The organism is Microbacterium sp. BWR-S6Y, from assembly GCF_041379845.1.
GTDB classification, from domain to species: Bacteria; Actinomycetota; Actinomycetes; order Actinomycetales; family Microbacteriaceae; genus Microbacterium; species Microbacterium hydrothermale.
In genome coordinates this window covers 629,332-645,515 of sequence record NZ_JBFECV010000001.1, presented here as the reverse complement: position 1 = coordinate 645,515, position 16,184 = coordinate 629,332, and the positions used below count along the sequence as shown (strand labels likewise).

The following is a 16,184-nucleotide window of genomic DNA, read 5'->3' as shown; positions in this document are numbered from 1 at the left end:
ACATGACAGCGCGGCCGGGCATCATGATGCCGGCAGTCCCGTTCGCCTCCCGGGCGGACAGAGAACGCGCAGTCACAGTCATGGGGGTGATTATTACCTATCGCGTCCGTGACCGTCAAATCATCCAGGGTCGGCCGGTCAGTGAGCAATGTGCGCGGTCGCCCCTCGTCCTCTGTCGGTCCGGCTGTGCATTGTGCGCGATCGGGCCCTGTCGTTCGGGAGCGGCGTACTCTCTCGGCATGGCCGACCTGAGCTTCGCCGACGACAAGACGGCATCCCGATTCACCCTCCACCGGGGCGACGACCTCGTCTCGGTGCTCGACTATCGCGACGACGGGCGCACGATCGCCCTCACGCGCGCCTTCACGATCCCCACCTTCCGCGGCCACGGCTACGCGGGTGTCGTGACCGAGCGGGCGGTGGACGCCATCGAGGCGGCGGGCGACCGCGAGATCATCCCGGTCTGCTGGTACGTGGGCGAGTGGTTCGAGGCGCACCCCGAGCGTGCGGGACTCCTGCACCGCCGCCCCGCCGGGTGAGGGCCGCGCCTACGCGCGCGGTGAGCGAGCGTCAACCCCTGCCGGGTGCCCTCCCGCCCCGAGCAAGCTGGACTCCTCGAAAGGGGGAGTCATGAACGACGACCGCGACCTACCCGAAGGCGTCATCGACGCCGACCCGCCCGGAGGATGGGAGAGCGGCGCCGTCGCCGACGGCGAGACGGCCGAGCGCAACGAGAGCGCCAAAGGGTCGTCCCGCCTCAACGACGCCGCCCCCTCGGACCCCATCGAAGGCGATGCCGCCAGTCACGGCATCGATCCCGATCTGAGCACGGAGGACTGACATGGCCGATCAGACACGAGCCCCGGAACCGGGCGACGGCGCCGACGGCGGTGCCGGGGCGGCCGATTCCGTCGGTGGAGCCCTGCACCGCGATCGCAAGGTCGCGCGGCCCGACGAGCAGTCGGAACCGGCAATGGACACGCATCCGACGGATGACGAGGCCCGCATCCAGGGCGTCGTCGTGCAGACGCGCGCCGACGTCGGCGACAAGAGCGAGCAGCGCATCGCCGACGTGCTGCGCCAGCGTTTCACCGAGGTCGGTCTCGACCTGGGCGACGACCGCATCCGCGCCCTCGCCGCCGAGATCGCCGGCGCGTAACCACCTCCGAACGCCCCGCCCCCGCCTGCCGGGTGCGGGGCGTTCGCACGCCGGGCGGGCCGTCGTCCCCGGGCGAGGGCGTTGCGGCGAGCCGATGTCGGAGGTGCCGCGTACCGTGGCTGCATGCGAATCCTGCACACCTCCGACTGGCACATCGGGCGCACCTTCCACGGGCATTCGACGCTCGACGCGCTGAGCGAGGTGCTGTCGACGCTGGTCGACCAGGTGCGTGAGAACGCGGTCGACGTCGTCGTCGTCGCGGGCGACGTGTTCGATTCGGCGGCCCCCGTCGCCGCCTGCTATCCCGTTCTCACGCGCACGTTGGCCTCGCTCGTCGACGGCGGTGCGAGGGTCGTCGTCACGAGCGGCAACCACGACTCGGCCGCCCGCCTCGGCTTCCAGTCCGCCCTGCTGCGCGACGAGATCACGATCGTCACCGATCCCGCCACCGTGGGCACCCCGATCACCCTCGCCGACGAGCACGGCCCCGTCCACTTCTACGGCATCCCCTACCTCGAACCCGCCATCGTGCGGCACGTGTGGCAGGGCGTCGAGCTCCGCAGCCAAGCGCAGACCATGGCGCACGCCTTCGACCTCGTCCGCGCCGACCGCGCCGCGCGCGGGGGCCGTGCGGTGGTCGCCGCCCACTGCTTCGCCGCCGGGGTCGAATCCACGCCGGGCGTCGAGCGCGAGATCCGTCAGGGCGGACTCGACGTGGTGCCGCTGCCGACCTTCGACGGCCCCGACTACGTCGCGCTCGGGCACATCCACGGCCGGCAGCAGCTCTCCGATCGCGTCCGTTACGCCGGTGCGCCGTTGCACTACAGCTTCGGCGAAGCGGGAAAACCCCGAGGGTCGTGGCTCGTCGACCTCGACGCGCAGGGTCTTGCCGCCGTCACCTGGCTCGACCTCCCCGTCCCCCGGCCGCTCGCGACCCTCCGCGCCCCGCTCGACGACCTCCTCGACGACGAGCGGTTCGCCGCGTACGAGGGCCACTGGGTGCGCGCCGAATACACCGACTCCACCCCGCAGCCCGATCCCATGCGGCGTCTGCAGGAGCGGTTCCCCTGGTGCGCCACGGTCGCGCATCTCCCGGCCGCGGCGCGCGTCGACGACGGCGTGGGCTACGCCGAGCGGGTCCGCGCGGCGCGCAACGACAGCGAGGTGATCGACGCGTTCCTCGCGCACGTCCGCGAGGGCGAGGGGGCGTCCGAGGCCGAACGCGCGCTCATCCGCGACGTGCTCGACGCCCGCCGGGTCGAAGAGGCGCGGTCGTGAAGCTGCACCGCCTCGAGCTCGAAGGGTTCGGACCCTTCCTCGAGACGCAGACGGTCGACTTCGACGCCTTCGTCGCCGACGGGATCTTCCTCATCACCGGCCGCACCGGCGCGGGCAAGTCGAGCGTCCTCGACGGCGTCTGCTACGCCCTCTACGGCGGAGTCCCGCGCTACGACGGCGCCGAGAAGCGGCTGCGCAGCGACCACTGCTCGCCCGACGACCCGACGCGGGTGACGCTCGAGTTCAGCGCCGCCGGAGAACGCTGGCGCATCACGAGGTCCCCCGAATTCGAGCGCCCCAAGCGTCGCGGAGGGGGGACGACGAAAGAGCCGCACCGCGCCCTGCTCGAGCAGCTGCGCGAAGAGGGATGGACCGGGGTCGCCGCGCGACCCGTCGATGTGGCCGCGCACCTCGACGACGTCCTCGGCCTCACGCAGCAGCAGTTCCTGCAGGTCATCCTGCTCGCGCAGAACCGATTCGCCCGCTTCCTCCTGGCCAAGAACGACGAGCGCTTGGGACTTCTGCGCACGCTGTTCGGCACTCGCACGTTCGAGCAGTACGCCGCCGACCTCGACGACCGCCGCAAGCGCGCTCACGAGGCGCTCGCCGCCGAGGGCGTCGAGGTCTCCACCCTCCTCGACGAGGCGGAGCGCCTGGCCGGCGAGCTCGACGCGGCGCACGATCCCGACACCTCTGACGGCGACGCCGTCGACGCCTCCCCCGAGGAGCTCGCATCCGCCGCTCCCGCCGAGCGCCTCGCGCGGCTCGTCCGTGCGGTGGAGCGGGCGGAGTACCGCGTGGAGTCTCTGGGTCGCGAGCGTGAGCGGGCCGACGCCCGACTCGACGCGGCCCTGCTGGCGCAGCGCGAGGCGACCGCCCTTCGCGATCGTCTCGACGAGCGCGCGCGGGTCAGGGAGCGGCTCCGTGCGCTCGAGGCCGACGACGAACGTGTCACGCGCTCGCGCGACGAATCCGCCCGGGCGGTCGAGGCCGAGCGGATCCGGGGCGCGCTCGACATCGCGGCCGCGGCGGCCGCGGCCGCGATGCGGGCTGAGGACCGTGCGCGAACGGCCTCCGAGCGGGCCGGTGCCCTCGACGAACCGGCCGGGCCGTCTCCCGCCGCCGGCGCGACGACGGCCGGCGACGGCGACGGCGACAGCGCTGATGCCGGGCTCGACGGGGAGGCCGCGTCCGCCACCGCCCCGTTCGAGGCGGACGTGGTCCTCGCCCTCGACGATGCGACCCTCGCCCAGCGCGCGGACGAGCTCACGGCGTCGTTGTCGAGGGGAGAAGCCGCTCTCACGGCCGAGACGGACTCCGTCCGCGTGCACGAGCGTATCCAGGGCCTGCAGGGGCGGGTGGCGGCGGCGCAGGCCGAGCGCGACGCCCTGCTCGCCGAGCGCGACGGCATCCCCTCCGCTCTCGACGCCCTCGACCGACGTCTCGACGAGCTGTCCGCGGGAGCGGCGCTTCTCGAGACGGCCCGTTCGGCGCGCGACGAGGTGCGGCACCGCCTCGATGCCGCCGTCGAGGCGGCGCGTCTGCTCGAGCATCGCGAGCAGGCCGATCTGGCTGCGCTCGTGCGTTCCGATGCCCTCCAACGGGCGCTCGAAGAATGGACCGGCCTGCTGCGCAGACGGCTGGCCGGCGCGGCGGCCGAGCTCGCGCACGACCTGGTCGACGGCGAGCCCTGCGCGGTCTGCGGCTCGCTCGAGCACCCGAGTCCCGCGGTCGGCGACGCGCAGCCCGTGTCCGACGACGAGCTGGCGGCCGCCGAGGAGCGCAAGAACGTCGCCGCCGAAGAAGATCGCGAGGCCTCCGACGCGGCGAGGGTGGCGCGCGACGTCCACGCGCTGGCCGCGGCCCGCGCGGGCGGGCACGACGTCGAGACCCTGACCGCTCGACGGGAGGCCGCCGAGCGGACGGTGGCCGAGGCGACCGCCGCCGTCGAGGAGCACGAGAGCGTGCGCGCCGAGCGCGCGCGACTCGGCGCCGACGACGCGCGGATCGCGCGTCGTCTCGACGACTTGGCAGGGGAGCTCGCCGACGCGAATCAGGAGCTGGCGCTCGCGCGCCAGCGCGGTGACGACCTCGACCGCGTCGTCACCGAGGCCCGCGGGGCCTTCGACTCGGTCGCCGCGCGTCAGGACGACCTCCGCGCGCGCCGTGACGCCGTGCGCGAGCTGCGCGATGCCCGCAGTGAGCTCATCCGCGCGCTCGATCAGCGGCAGACCACGCACCGGGCGCTCGACGAACTCGTCGCGGCCAGTCCGTTCGCCGAGGCCGAGTCCGCCGCGGCGGCGCTCCGCTCGGAGGGAGAACGCCGCCGTCTCGATGCCCTCGTCGCGGAGCACGTCGCGGCCGTCGCCTCCACCCGAGAGCGGCTGCTCGAACTCGAGCTCCAGCTCTCGGGGGTCGCCGACGATGCGCTCGATCCGGAGCCCTTCGCGGCCGCGGTCGTCGCCGCGCGCACCGAGGTACAGGCGGCCGCCGCCGCGCACGCCGAGGCGAGGGCGCTCGCCGAGCGGCTGCGGGCACTCGCCCAGCGCGCCGACGCCGCCCACGCGTCGGTCGCGACCCTGGCCGAAGAGCACGCGGTCATCGCCCGCCTCGCCGACACCGTCGCCGGTCGGGCGCCGAACACCCGTCGCATGACGCTGGAGACCTTCGTGCTGGCGGCCGAGCTCGAAGAGATCGTCACCGCGGCGAACCTCCGGCTCGACGAGATGTCGTCGGGTCGCTACCGCGTGCAGCACACCGACGCGCTGGCAGCGCGCGGAGCGGCGAGCGGACTGGGTCTCGAGATCATGGACGCCTTCACCGGCCAGTGCCGACCGCCGCAATCCCTGTCGGGGGGAGAGACCTTCCTCACGTCGCTGGCGTTGGCGCTCGGACTGGCCGAGGTGGTTACCGCGCGGGCGGGCGGCATCCATCTCGACACCCTGTTCATCGACGAGGGGTTCGGCTCCCTCGACGACGACACGCTCGACCTCGCGATGCGCACGCTCGACGAACTGCGCCAGGGGGGACGGACGGTGGGCGTCATCAGCCACGTGGCCTCGATGAAAGACCAGCTCCCGGCCCAGCTGCGCGTCTCGGCCACACCTCGGGGACCGAGCATCATCCGCCACGATCGCGGGCTCGCACCCGTCTGAGTCGGGCATCTTCGCGCCGTCTAGGCTGGGCGCATGCGCAAGAGCACCCTGTGGACCGTTCTCGGCGTCATCGCCGCCGTGATCATCGCGTGGGTCGTGGTGAACGTGCTGTTCTCGCTGATCGCGTTCGTCTTCCGGCTGGTGGCCGTCGCCGTCGTCGCGCTCATCGTCTTCTTCGTGTTGCGCGCGGTCTTCGCCCGACGCGACGTCGACTGACGCCGCCCCCGAACCACGTCCCCGCCGATGACGGGGGCGTGTGCGCCGCGACGCGCAAGCCCGACCGCCGTGTCGGAGGCCGGGAGTAGCGTCCATCCCGATGTCTGATTCCGCGTCCGCTCCCGCAGAGACCGCCCACCCCGTCACCCGCGACATCGTGCTGTCGCCGAAGCACCGGTGGAGGGCGTACTGGGTCGCGGTCGCGGTCGCGGCGCTGACCATCCTCGACCTGACGAAGGTCAACGTGGCGCTGCCCTCGATCGAGGCGGCGCTGAACGCCGGACCCACCGAACTGCAGCTCGTCGTCTCGGGCTACATCCTCACCTTCGGGTTGGTGCTGGTCCCGGCGGGGCGACTGGGTGACCTCCGGTCGCGTCGCGTCCTGTTCCTCGTGGGGCTCTCGCTGTTCCTCGTGACGAGCCTCGCGTGCGCCCTCGCCCCGAACACCACCGTCCTGCTCGTCGCGCGTCTCCTCCAGGGCGTGGCCGCGGGTATCCAGATGCCCCAGGTGCTGGGTCTGGTGCAGCAACTGTTCCAGGGCAAAGAGCGCGGTCGCGCGTTCGGCCTGTTCGGCGCCACGATCGGCATCGCGACGGCGTTCGGCCCGACCCTGGGCGGGCTTCTCATCGCCCTCGGCGGCGACACCGACGGGTGGCGGCTGATCTTCTGGATCAACATCCCCCTCGTCGCGATCGTGATCGCGCTCGCCGCGTGGCTTCTTCCGAACACGCGCGAGAAGTCGCGGCGACGACTCGATCTCGACCCGGTCGGGGTGCTGCTGTTCGCGCTGACGATCCTCGCGCTGATGTGGCCGTTCCTGTTCACCACCGGCAGCCCCGACGACAACCCGAACCGCTGGTGGCTGCTCGTGGCATCCGTCGTCTTCGCGGCGGCGTTCGTGTTCTGGGAGCGCCGCTACGCCGATCGGGGGCGGATGCCGCTCATGCCCTTCTCGATCTTCTCGCTGTCGTCGTACCGCAACGGCGTCCTCATCTCGACGGCCTACTTCTCCGCGGTCCCGGCGATGTTCCTCCTCGGAACGCTCTTCCTGCAGGGCGGGCTCGGGCTCGCGCCGGTGTTCGCGGGCATGGTCACGATCGGCTTCGCCGTGGCATCCGCGTGCAGTTCGTGGATCGGGGGCAATCTGGTGACCCGACTCGGGCGTCCCCTCGTGGTGTGGGGGATCCTCGGCATGGTCGCGACCGCGGGGGGCCTCGTGCTCGTGGCGCTGTTCACCGCTCGGGAGTGGACGCCGTGGGCGATGGCCGCCGTGATGGTCTTCGGGGGTTTCGCGGGCGGCCTGGTCATCTCGCCGAACCAGACGCTCACCCTCGCCGACATCCCGGTGCGCAGCGGCGGGGTCGCCGGATCGGTCGGCCAGCTCGGACAACGCATCGGAACCGCGGTGGGGACGGCGATCGCCCTGGCCCTCTTCTACGCGACCGTCTATCGCGAGCAGGGCACCGTCGACGACACCGTGGTGCTCTACCACGACGCCTACGCCTCGGGCATGATCACCGTCGGCGTCTTCCTGGGTCTGGCCCTCATCGTCGGCGTCGCCGACCTCGCCGGACGGGCGCGTTCGGGTTCGCAGACGCCCTGATCCCGCGGCGCTCCGCTGCCGGTCCCACGGTGCGCGGACGGACGCGCTGCGCGGTCCGCGAGCGCGACGCCGTGGGGGCCGTCAGACCCCGTAGCGGGCGCGGATCTCGGCGCGCAGCTCGTGGCTGCAGCGCTCGACGACGTCGTCCCAGAGCTCGGTCGCGCCATCCTGCGCGCGATCGGACACGGCGCGCAGGATGCGGATGGGCACATCGAACTGCTGGGCGACCCAGATGAGCGCGTACGACTCCATGTCGACGAGGCTCGCACCCAGCTCGCGGATCCGCCGCACGGTGTCGGCGTCGTCGACGAAGTGGTCGCCCGTCGCGATCACGAGACCGTCGTGCCCCGTCTCGACCCGCGCGGGGAGCGAGACGTGCTCGCCGAAAGTACCGTCCAAGCCCTTCACGTCGTGCTGGATGGCTGCGGCGAGATCGTAGATGCCGCCTTCGACGGCGTCGTCGATCGCGCCGGCCGTTCCGACGACGACGATCTCGTCGTACGTGCCCGTCGACAGGGCGCGGGTCAGGGCGAAGGCGGCGGGGATCTTGCCCACTCCCGTCAGCAGGCGTTCGAAGCCGGGGATGTCGTCTTCGAAGGCGACGAGTTCGGAGGCGTGGGCCGCGACGAGGAGTTTCACCCTCCCATTCTCGCCCGAGATGAGGGAGGTCGCGGATGCCGAGCGCCCGTCGGGTCACCCGTGTCCCGCGCGCGGCGGGACACGGGTACGGGACCCGACCCGGGTGGGGCTCAGGCCTGCGCGGGCTCCGAGGCGGCGGAGAGACGGGCGATCTCGTCCGCGGTCAGCTCGAGCGCAGCGCCGGCCAGCAGGTCGGCGACCTGCGACACCTTCGACGCGCTCGCGATCGGTGCGGCGACGGTCGGCTGGGCGCGCAGCCAGGCGAGGGCTGTGGAGGCGATGGACGCGTCGTGTGCCGCGCCCACCTCTTCGAGCGCGTCGATCAGCGCGAGACCGGCGGGCGTTGCGAGCTTCGCGGCTCCCTCGGCGCGCGGCGACTCGCTCGCGGCATCCCCACCGCGGTACTTTCCGGTGAGGAATCCGCTGGCCAGGGCGTAGTAGGGGACGAGCGACATTCCGTACTGCTCGGCGACGGGGACGATCTCCCGCTCGACCTCGGTGCGGTGCACGAGGTTGTAGTGCGGCTGCACGGCGACGGGGAGATCCGCTCCGGCGGCCTCGGCGAGCGAGATCCATTCGCGGATGCGCGAGGCCGAGTAGTTCGAGACGCCGACGTAGCGCACCAGCCCGTCGCGCACGAGATCCGCGAAAGCAGCGACCGTCTCTTCGAGGGGCGTGTCCGCATCGTCGAAGTGGGCGTAGTACAGGTCGATCGTGTCGAGCCCGAGGCGCGAGAGCGAGGCCTCCGCGGCGGCGCGGACGTTCTTCGCGGAAAGGCCGCGGAACTCCGGATGCTGGCTGACCTTGGTCGCGACGACGACGTCGCGCGGTGCGCGCGAGGCGAGCCACTCGCCGATGAGGGTCTCGCTCTCGCCGCCGGAGTTCCCGGGCGCCCACGCGCTGTACGCGTCGGCGGTGTCGATGAAGTCGCCACCGCCCGCGTGGAATGCGTCGAGCACCTCGAACGAGGTGTCGCGGTCGGCGGTCCAGCCGAAGACGTTGCCGCCGAGCGAGAGGGGGAGGATGTCGAGGTCGCTGCGTCCGATGCGCGTCATGATGCCCTTTCTGCCGAGGTCGAGAGACCCTCGTGACAACGACGGGCGCGGGAGGGCATTCCCGCGACGCGCCGGTTCAGCTGCCCCCGGACAGGATGCCGATCAGTCCGCTCACGAGCAGCCACAGGCCGACGCCGGCTCCGGCGATCCAGATCACGACCGTTCCGGCCGGGTACTTCTTCTTGCCGTCGCCGGCCGGGCCCTCGGGCGCGCTCACGAGCGCACCATCATCACGATCGACACGATGAGCACGGCGAAACCTCCGATGACGGCGATGGCGGCGATGACGGGTCCGCCTCCGGTGAGGAAAGCGGCGACGCCGAGAGCGACGAACAGGATGGCCAGCACGATGCCGCCGATCTGGTACACGCGGTACCGCCGGTCGACGCTCGACGTCTTCTGATCACTCACGCTGTCCCCCTTCCGCCCAGGCTACCGAAAAGCTGGGGGCTCCCTGAGTCGATCTCCCCGGTCCCCGCCCGTCCCGCACGAACCCGGCGTAGCGTTGACCCATGGTGTCGCGCCCCGTTCCCGATCCCGTCCGCCCCGGCCAGGAGTCCGTGTGGGACTATCCGCGCCCTCCGCGCGTCGAGCGGGTGCGCAAACGCGCCCAGATCGATTTCGGGGGCGTGCGCATCGCCGACACCGACGACGTGGTGCGCGTGCTCGAGACGAGTCATCCCCCCGTCTACTACCTCCCGATCGCCGCGTTCGGCGATGCGCTGACCCTCGGCGAGGGCGCGTCGTTCTGCGAGTTCAAGGGCGGCGCCCGCTACTTCGACGTGCACGGCGGCGGGGGAGCGGTGGCCCCGCGCGCGGCGTGGAACTACCCGCACCCGATGCCGGGTTACGAGATCCTCGACGACCGTGTCGCCGTGTACGCGGGTGCCATGGATCGCTGCGTCCTGGGCGGCGAGACCGTGCAGCCGCAGCCCGGCGGGTTCTACGGCGGATGGGTCACCAGCGACCTGGCGGGGCCCTTCAAGGGCGTCCCGGGGTCGATGGGCTGGTAGATCCTCCGCGGCTCAGTCGCCCGCGAACGCCTGCGGCACGGCCGCGTGCAGATCGGCGAGCCAGGTGCGGGCGTTGCCGTCGGACGGTGCCCGCCAGTCCCCGCGCGGCGAGAGCGAGCCGGCCGGTGACACCTTGGGCCCGTTCGGGATCGCGGAACGCTTGAACTGGGCGAAGCCGAAGAAGCGACGGAGGAAGACGTCGAGCCATTTCGCGATGGTGACGAGGTCGTACGACGGGCGTTCGCCCTCGGGGTATCCGGGCGGCCAGGTCCCGGCATCCGGATCCGCCCACGCGTGCGCCGCGAGGAACGCGATCTTCGACGGCCGGAACCCGAACCTCATCACGTGGTAGAGCGTGAAGTCGTGCAGGTTGTAGGGGCCGATGCGGTCTTCGGTGGACTGCATGCGGCCGTCTTGGCCGGCGGGTACGAGCTCCGGGCTGATCTCGGTGTCGAGCACCGCCTGCAGCACCGAGACCGTGTCGGCGCTCAGCTCGCCCGACGCGATGACCCAGCGGATGACGTGCTGGATGAGGGTCTTGGGAACCCCGGGGTTGACCGAGTAGTGGCTCATCTGGTCGCCCACGCCGTAGGTCGACCACCCGAGCGCGATCTCGGACAGGTCGCCGGTGCCCACAACGATGCCGCCGTGCAGGTTGGCGAGTCGGAACAGAAAATCGGTGCGCAGGCCCGCCTGCACGTTCTCGAAGGTGACGTCGTGCACCGGCTCGCCCGCCGCGAACGGGTGGCCCATGCGGGAGAGCATCTCGGATGCCGCGGGCCGGATGTCGATCTCTTCGATCGTGGCTCCCACGGCCTCGGCGAGGGCGATCGCGTTGCGCTTGGTAGCGTCGCTGGTCGCGAATCCGGGGAGGGTATAGGCGAGGATGTCGCTGCGCGGGCGCCCCATGCGGTCCATCGCCCGGGCGATGACCAGCAGCGCGTGTGTGGAATCGAGTCCTCCGCTCACGCCGAGAACGGGCTTCGGGTCGCCGATGGCCTGGAGCCGCTGGACGAGTCCCGACACCTGGATGTTGAAGGCCTCGTAGCAGTCCTGCGCGAGTCGGGCGGGATCGTCGGGGACGAACGGGAAACGGTCGAGCGCGCGACGCAGCCCGACGTCGGCGGCGGGCGGCGACAGCTCGAACGACACGGTGCGGAACACCGGACCGATCGTGCGACGGTTGTCGTCGAACGTGCCCTGGCGCAGGCGATCCTGCCGGAGCCGGTCGAGATCGACGTCGGCGACGCTGCGGCGGGGTCCGTCGGGGAAGCGCTCCGTGGTGGCGAGCAGCTGGCCGCCCTCGTGGATCATGGTCTGGCCGTCCCACGACACGTCGTTCGTCGATTCGCCTTGCCCGGCGGCCGCGTAGACGTAGGCGGCCAGGCACCGCATCGACTGCGACTGCGACAGGAGCAGCCGGTCGTCGGCGCGTCCGATCGTGATGGGGCTGCCGGAGAGGTTGGCGAGGACGGTCGCTCCGGCCAGGGCCGCGTGCGACGACGGCGGGACGGGAACCCACACGTCTTCGCAGACCTCGGCGTGCACGACGAGTCCGGGGACGTCGGTGGCCTCGAACAGCAGGTCGGGGCCGAACGGGACCGTGACCCCTGCGACGCGGATGTGCTGGGCGGTCTGATCGTCGCCGCGCGCGTACCAGCGGTGCTCGTAGAACTCGCGGTAGGTCGGCAGATACGACTTCGGGACCACGCCGAGCACCCGACCCCGGTGCACGACGACCGCGCAGTTGAACAGGCGGTTGCCGTGGCGCAGGGGAGCGCCCACCAGCAGCACGGGGAGGAGGTCGACGGATGCCGCGACCAGACGGTGCAGCGCCGACTCGACCGCGTCGAGCAGGGGATCCTGCATGACCAGGTCGTCGATGGCGTACCCGGTGAGGCACAGCTCGGGGAAGACGGCCACGGCCACGGCCTCGTCGTGGCAGGCGCGCGCGGAGGCGAGCACGGCGTCGACGTTGCGGGCGGGGTCGGCCACCGCGACGGGGATCGTGCACGCGGCGACACGCGCGAACCCGTGCCGGTACGCGCTCTCGAACGGCAGGTCGGTGATCACCCCCTCAGTCTGTCAGGCCCCTCCGACACTGCGGGGGCCGGATCGCGTCGTGGCGCCCCTGTGGAGGCGGCGCCGGTCGATGTCGGGGGTCGCGATTAGCGTGGGACCATGCGGTACATCGAGCACGACGCGCGAATCGTCTGGAGCGCCAGCGACCTGAAGGCCGCGGCCGAATGCGAGTTCGCGTGGCTGCGGGCGATCGACGCCAAGCTCGGGCGGGTGGCCGCGGTCGACGACCCCGAAGACGCCACGCTCGAGCGTGCGGCGCGCCTCGGCACGGCGCACGAGCTCCGGGTCCTCGACGAGTACCGCGAGCGCTGGGGCGACGCGGTGCGCGAGATCCCCGCGGCGCGCTCCTCCGACGTCGAGGCGCTCGCCGATGCGGTGCGCCGCACCGACGCCGCGCTCGCCGACCCCGCCGTCGAAGTGGTCTACCAGGCGGCGTTCTCGACCACCGAGTTCGTCGGTTTCGCAGACTTCCTCGTGCGCACCCCCGAGGCCGATGCCGAGGGGCGTCGTCCCTGGATCGTGCAAGACACCAAGCTCGCCCGGCGTGCGCGCGTGACCGCCCTCATGCAGCTCGCCGCCTACGTCGACCAGCTCGATCGACTGCGCGTCCCGCGGGCCGACGAGGTGCAGCTCCTGCTGGGCGACGGCACGACGAGCCCCCACCGGGTCGACGACCTGCTCCCGGTGTTCGCGCTGCGGCGAGCCCGGCTGAGGGCCCTCATCGCCGACCGCGACATCGCCGCGGGGGCGTCCGGGGCCGCGATCCCGTGGGGCGACGCCCGCGGCGCGCTCGACGTCGTGGCGTGCGGCCGATGCGCCACGTGCGAGCTCGAGGTCGTCGCCCACCGCGATCTGCTGCTGGTCGCGGGGATGCGACCGGTCCAGCGCGAGCGACTCCGCGCGGGCGGCATCGACACGATCGACGCCCTGGCCGCCGCCACCCAGGCCCCGCCCTCGATGAGCGTCGACACGTTCGCCTCGCTGCGCACGCAGGCGCGGTTGCAGCTCGAGAGTCCCGCGGGCGTCCCCGGGGCCGACGTCCCCGCCCACGCCGTGCCCACCTTCGAGGTCGTCGCCCCGAAGTCGCTCGGCGTGCTGCCCCGCCCCGACCACGGCGACCTGTTCTTCGACTTCGAGGGCGACCCGCTGTACTCCGAGGGCGACGGCGAGCACTGGGGGATCGACTACCTCTTCGGCTGGGTCGACAGCCGGGAGGTCTACGGCGCCCTGTGGGCCCATACCTTCGCCGAGGAGCGCGCGGCGCTCGAACGCTTCCTCGACATGGTCGCGCTGCGGCGGCAGCAGTACCCGGCGATGCACATCTACCACTACGCCCCCTACGAGCCGACCCACCTGCTCACGATGGCGGCGCGCTACGGCGTGCGCGAGGCCGACGTCGACCGGCTCCTGCGCGACGGGGTGTTCGTCGACCTCTACCCGGTCGTCCGCCGCGCCCTGCGCGTGGGGTCACGGTCGTACTCGATCAAGAAGCTCGAGCCGCTCTACATGGGCGACGAGGTGCGCACGAGCGAGGTGCAGCGCGGCGACGACTCCATCGTCAAGTACGTCGAGGCGCGCGCCCTGGCCGCCGACGGCGACGCCGCGGGGGCGCAGCAGGTGCTCGACGACCTCGCCGACTACAACCGCTACGACTGCGTCTCCACCCGTCGTCTGCGCGACTGGTTGGTCGATCGGGCGCGCGAGTCGGGTGCCGTCCCGTCGCGCAGCGCCGAGCCCGACGAGCAGGCGTACGAGCCGTCGCCGCGCGCGACGGCCCTGCAGCGCTGGGCCGCCGACGCCGTCGAGCCCGATGCCACCGCGCTGCGCCTGGCGGCCGCCGCGATCGACTACTACCCGCGCGAAGAGAAGACCTATTGGGCGACGCACTTCCTGCGCCTGCGCGAGCCGATCTCGGTGTGGGAAGAGACGCGCGACGTGATCGTCGTCGACGCGGCGCGCTCCCGGGTCGTCGCCGACTGGCACATCGCGGAGTCCGGTCGCGGGTCCGAGCGCCGGCTCGTGGAACTGCGCGGTGAGCTCGCCCCCGGCACGCGCGTGAGTCCGGATGCCGAGCCCTTCGCGCTCTACGACCTCCCCGCGCCCTTCCCGCTCGAGACGCGACCCCGCTGGATCCACGGTGCTCGGCGCGTCACCGTGCGCGAGGTGCTCGACGACGGGGTCGTCATCGAAGAGGTCGCGGCGGACGGCGTCACCTGGGACGACCTCCCGCTCGCCCTCACGCCCCCCGCACCGCCGCGCGCCGGCAACCAGCAGAAGGCGATCGATTCCTGGGCCGACGCGGTCCTCGCGACGGCTCCGCGTCTGCCCGACGGCCCGGCGGCCGACATCCTGCGTCGCGTGCCCCCGCGCACGCGGTCCGGTTCCCTCGCGCCGGTCACGGCGATCGCGGGCGAGCCCGGAGACGACGAGGTCACCGCGATCTCGCGGAGCGTCGTCGACCTCGACCACAGCTACCTCGCGGTGCAGGGCCCTCCCGGAACGGGCAAGACCTACGTCGGCTCGCACGTCATCGCTCGACTCGTCGCCGAGCGCGGATTCCGCGTGGGCGTCGTCGCCCAGTCGCACGCGACCATCGAGCACATGCTCGAGCGGGTCATCGCGGCCGGGGTTCCGGCGTCCCGCGTCGGCAAGGCGCCGAAAGATCCGGGCGTCGCGCACGCGTTCACGGTGCTGCCCAAGAACGGTGTCGCCGCCTTCACCGCCGAGAACGCGGCGCACGGCTTCGTCGTCGGAGGAACGGCGTGGGACTTCAGTCACGAGGCGCGCATCCCGCGGGGGAGTCTCGACCTCCTCGTCATCGACGAGGCCGGCCAGTTCTCCCTCGCCTCCACCATCGCCGTCTCGGTCGCGGCGACGCGGCTCCTGCTGCTCGGTGATCCCCAGCAGCTGCCGCAGGTGAGCCAGGGCACCCACCCCGAGCCGGTCGACACCTCGGCCCTCGGGTGGATCATCGACGGGGCCGAGGTGGTGCCCGCCGAGCTGGGGTATTTCCTCGCCCGCACGCGCCGCATGCATCCAGCCGTGGCGGAGCCGGTCTCGCGGCTGTCGTACGAGGGGCGTCTCGCCGCCCATCCGTCCACCGCGCTCCGGCAGCTCGAGGGAGTCGAGCCGGGTGTGCACGTCCGCCCGGTGCACCACCGCGGCAACGCGACCTCGTCGCCGGAAGAGGCCGCGGAGGTGGCGCGCATCGTCGCCGATCTGGTGGGACGGGTCTGGACCGGGGCCGAGGGAGGGGCCGGCGAGTCGGCCAGCGTCGATCCGCCCCGCGTTCTGCTCCCCGACGACATCATCGTCATCACGCCCTACAACGCCCAGCAGGTCGCGGTCGAAGAGGCCCTGTCGGCCGCGGGCTTCCCCGACGTCCCCGTCGGCACGGTCGACCGGTTCCAGGGCAAGGAGGCCGTCGTGGCGATCCTCACCCTCGCCGCGTCGGCCGGACGCGACGCTCCGCGCGGGCTGGAGTTCCTCCTCCTGCGCAATCGCATCAACGTCGCCGTCTCGCGCGCGATGCAGGCGGCCTACGTGGTCTTCTCGCCCGCGCTGCTCGACGATCTCCCGCGCACCCCCGAGGGGGTGGCGCGACTCAGCGCCTTCGCCCGCCTCGTCGGCGAGGCGCGCTGAGCCTTCACGTCCCGTCTCGTCGGCGGGCGCGCTGAGATCCCGCGTCCCGCCTCGTCGGCGAGTCGCGCTGAGCTCCCGCGTCCCGCCTCGTCGGCGAGCCGCGCTGAGCCTCAGCGTCCCATCTCGTCGGTGGGCGCGCCGACCTGCCGCGTCACGGGCTTTCGCCGAACTCGACCGTGGCGTTCGGCTCCGTCGGCTGCCGCCCCGACGCGCGAGATCGTCGAGCGCCGGTGAGCAGCACTCTCCGCAGGGCACGGATGCCACGGCATCCGGGGCCCTTTCCGTGTTGCGTCTGCAGCGCGAGTGCAGGCGCCGCACGAGATCACACGTTCGGCGCGACGT

14 protein-coding genes are annotated in these 16,184 nt (G+C 72.3%); 9 read left to right on the top strand and 5 right to left on the bottom strand.

Annotated features, from left to right (window positions below):
- Window positions 1-239: 239 nt before the first annotated feature.
- The 7 genes from AB1K56_RS03100 (at window position 240) to AB1K56_RS03070 (ending at window position 7,411) form a co-directional block, all read left to right on the top strand.
- Window positions 240-539 carry a GNAT family N-acetyltransferase gene (locus AB1K56_RS03100; RefSeq protein ID WP_136587541.1) on the top strand — a complete coding sequence of 100 codons (300 nt, stop codon included), beginning with the start codon at window positions 240-242 and terminating at the stop codon, window positions 537-539.
- Between the two features lie 91 nt (window positions 540-630).
- Window positions 631-840 carry a hypothetical protein gene (locus AB1K56_RS03095; protein WP_136587542.1) on the top strand — a complete coding sequence of 70 codons (210 nt, stop codon included), beginning with the start codon at window positions 631-633 and terminating at the stop codon, window positions 838-840.
- Between the two features lies 1 nt (window position 841).
- Window positions 842-1,159: a hypothetical protein gene (locus AB1K56_RS03090; protein ID WP_136587543.1), complete on the top strand. Its 318-nt coding sequence runs from the start codon at window positions 842-844 to the stop codon at window positions 1,157-1,159.
- 123 nt (window positions 1,160-1,282) lie between these two features.
- Complete coding sequence (locus AB1K56_RS03085) at window positions 1,283-2,437, top strand: exonuclease SbcCD subunit D (protein ID WP_371204496.1); 1,155 nt, start codon at window positions 1,283-1,285, stop codon at window positions 2,435-2,437.
- Entirely contained in the window at window positions 2,434-5,592 is a 3,159-nt protein-coding gene (locus AB1K56_RS03080) for an AAA family ATPase (RefSeq protein ID WP_371204495.1), read from the top strand. Before AB1K56_RS03085 ends, AB1K56_RS03080 begins: the two co-directional genes overlap by 4 nt.
- A 33-nt stretch (window positions 5,593-5,625) precedes the next feature.
- A complete protein-coding gene (locus tag AB1K56_RS03075; protein ID WP_136587546.1) occupies window positions 5,626-5,808 on the top strand; it encodes a hypothetical protein in 183 nt (60 codons plus the stop codon).
- A 100-nt stretch (window positions 5,809-5,908) separates the two neighbouring features.
- Window positions 5,909-7,411, top strand: a complete 1,503-nt coding sequence (locus AB1K56_RS03070) for an MFS transporter (protein ID WP_371204494.1) — start codon at window positions 5,909-5,911, stop codon at window positions 7,409-7,411.
- Between the two features lie 81 nt (window positions 7,412-7,492).
- Here the strand turns inward: AB1K56_RS03070 and AB1K56_RS03065 are convergent, their stop codons facing one another.
- From AB1K56_RS03065 to AB1K56_RS03050, 4 genes are all read right to left on the bottom strand, one after another.
- Window positions 7,493-8,050 carry a nucleoside phosphorylase gene (locus tag AB1K56_RS03065; protein ID WP_136587547.1) on the bottom strand — a complete coding sequence of 186 codons (558 nt, stop codon included), beginning with the start codon at window positions 8,048-8,050 and terminating at the stop codon, window positions 7,493-7,495.
- Between the two features lie 110 nt (window positions 8,051-8,160).
- The gene (locus AB1K56_RS03060) at window positions 8,161-9,105 is read right to left on the bottom strand and encodes an aldo/keto reductase (RefSeq protein ID WP_371204493.1); all 945 of its coding nucleotides are present in this window, start codon (window positions 9,103-9,105) and stop codon (window positions 8,161-8,163) included.
- Window positions 9,106-9,181: 76 nt separating this feature from the next.
- Complete coding sequence (locus AB1K56_RS03055; protein WP_371204492.1) at window positions 9,182-9,322, bottom strand: hypothetical protein; 141 nt, start codon at window positions 9,320-9,322, stop codon at window positions 9,182-9,184.
- Entirely contained in the window at window positions 9,319-9,516 is a 198-nt protein-coding gene (locus AB1K56_RS03050; protein WP_371204491.1) for a hypothetical protein, read from the bottom strand. The genes AB1K56_RS03055 and AB1K56_RS03050 overlap by 4 nt, the downstream gene beginning before the upstream one ends.
- Window positions 9,517-9,620: 104 nt before the next feature.
- On the opposite strand from AB1K56_RS03050, the gene AB1K56_RS03045 reads away from it, so the two are divergent.
- A complete protein-coding gene (locus tag AB1K56_RS03045; protein WP_371204654.1) occupies window positions 9,621-10,118 on the top strand; it encodes a DUF427 domain-containing protein in 498 nt (165 codons plus the stop codon).
- 12 nt (window positions 10,119-10,130) lie between these two features.
- On the opposite strand, the gene AB1K56_RS03040 is transcribed toward AB1K56_RS03045, so the two are convergent.
- Window positions 10,131-12,191 carry an NAD(+) synthase gene (locus AB1K56_RS03040; RefSeq protein ID WP_371204490.1) on the bottom strand — a complete coding sequence of 687 codons (2,061 nt, stop codon included), beginning with the start codon at window positions 12,189-12,191 and terminating at the stop codon, window positions 10,131-10,133.
- A gap of 108 nt (window positions 12,192-12,299) precedes the next feature.
- Between AB1K56_RS03040 and AB1K56_RS03035 the strand changes: the two genes are divergently transcribed.
- The gene (locus AB1K56_RS03035; protein WP_371204489.1) at window positions 12,300-15,842 is read left to right on the top strand and encodes a TM0106 family RecB-like putative nuclease; all 3,543 of its coding nucleotides are present in this window, start codon (window positions 12,300-12,302) and stop codon (window positions 15,840-15,842) included.
- The last annotated feature ends 342 nt before the right edge of the window (window positions 15,843-16,184 follow it).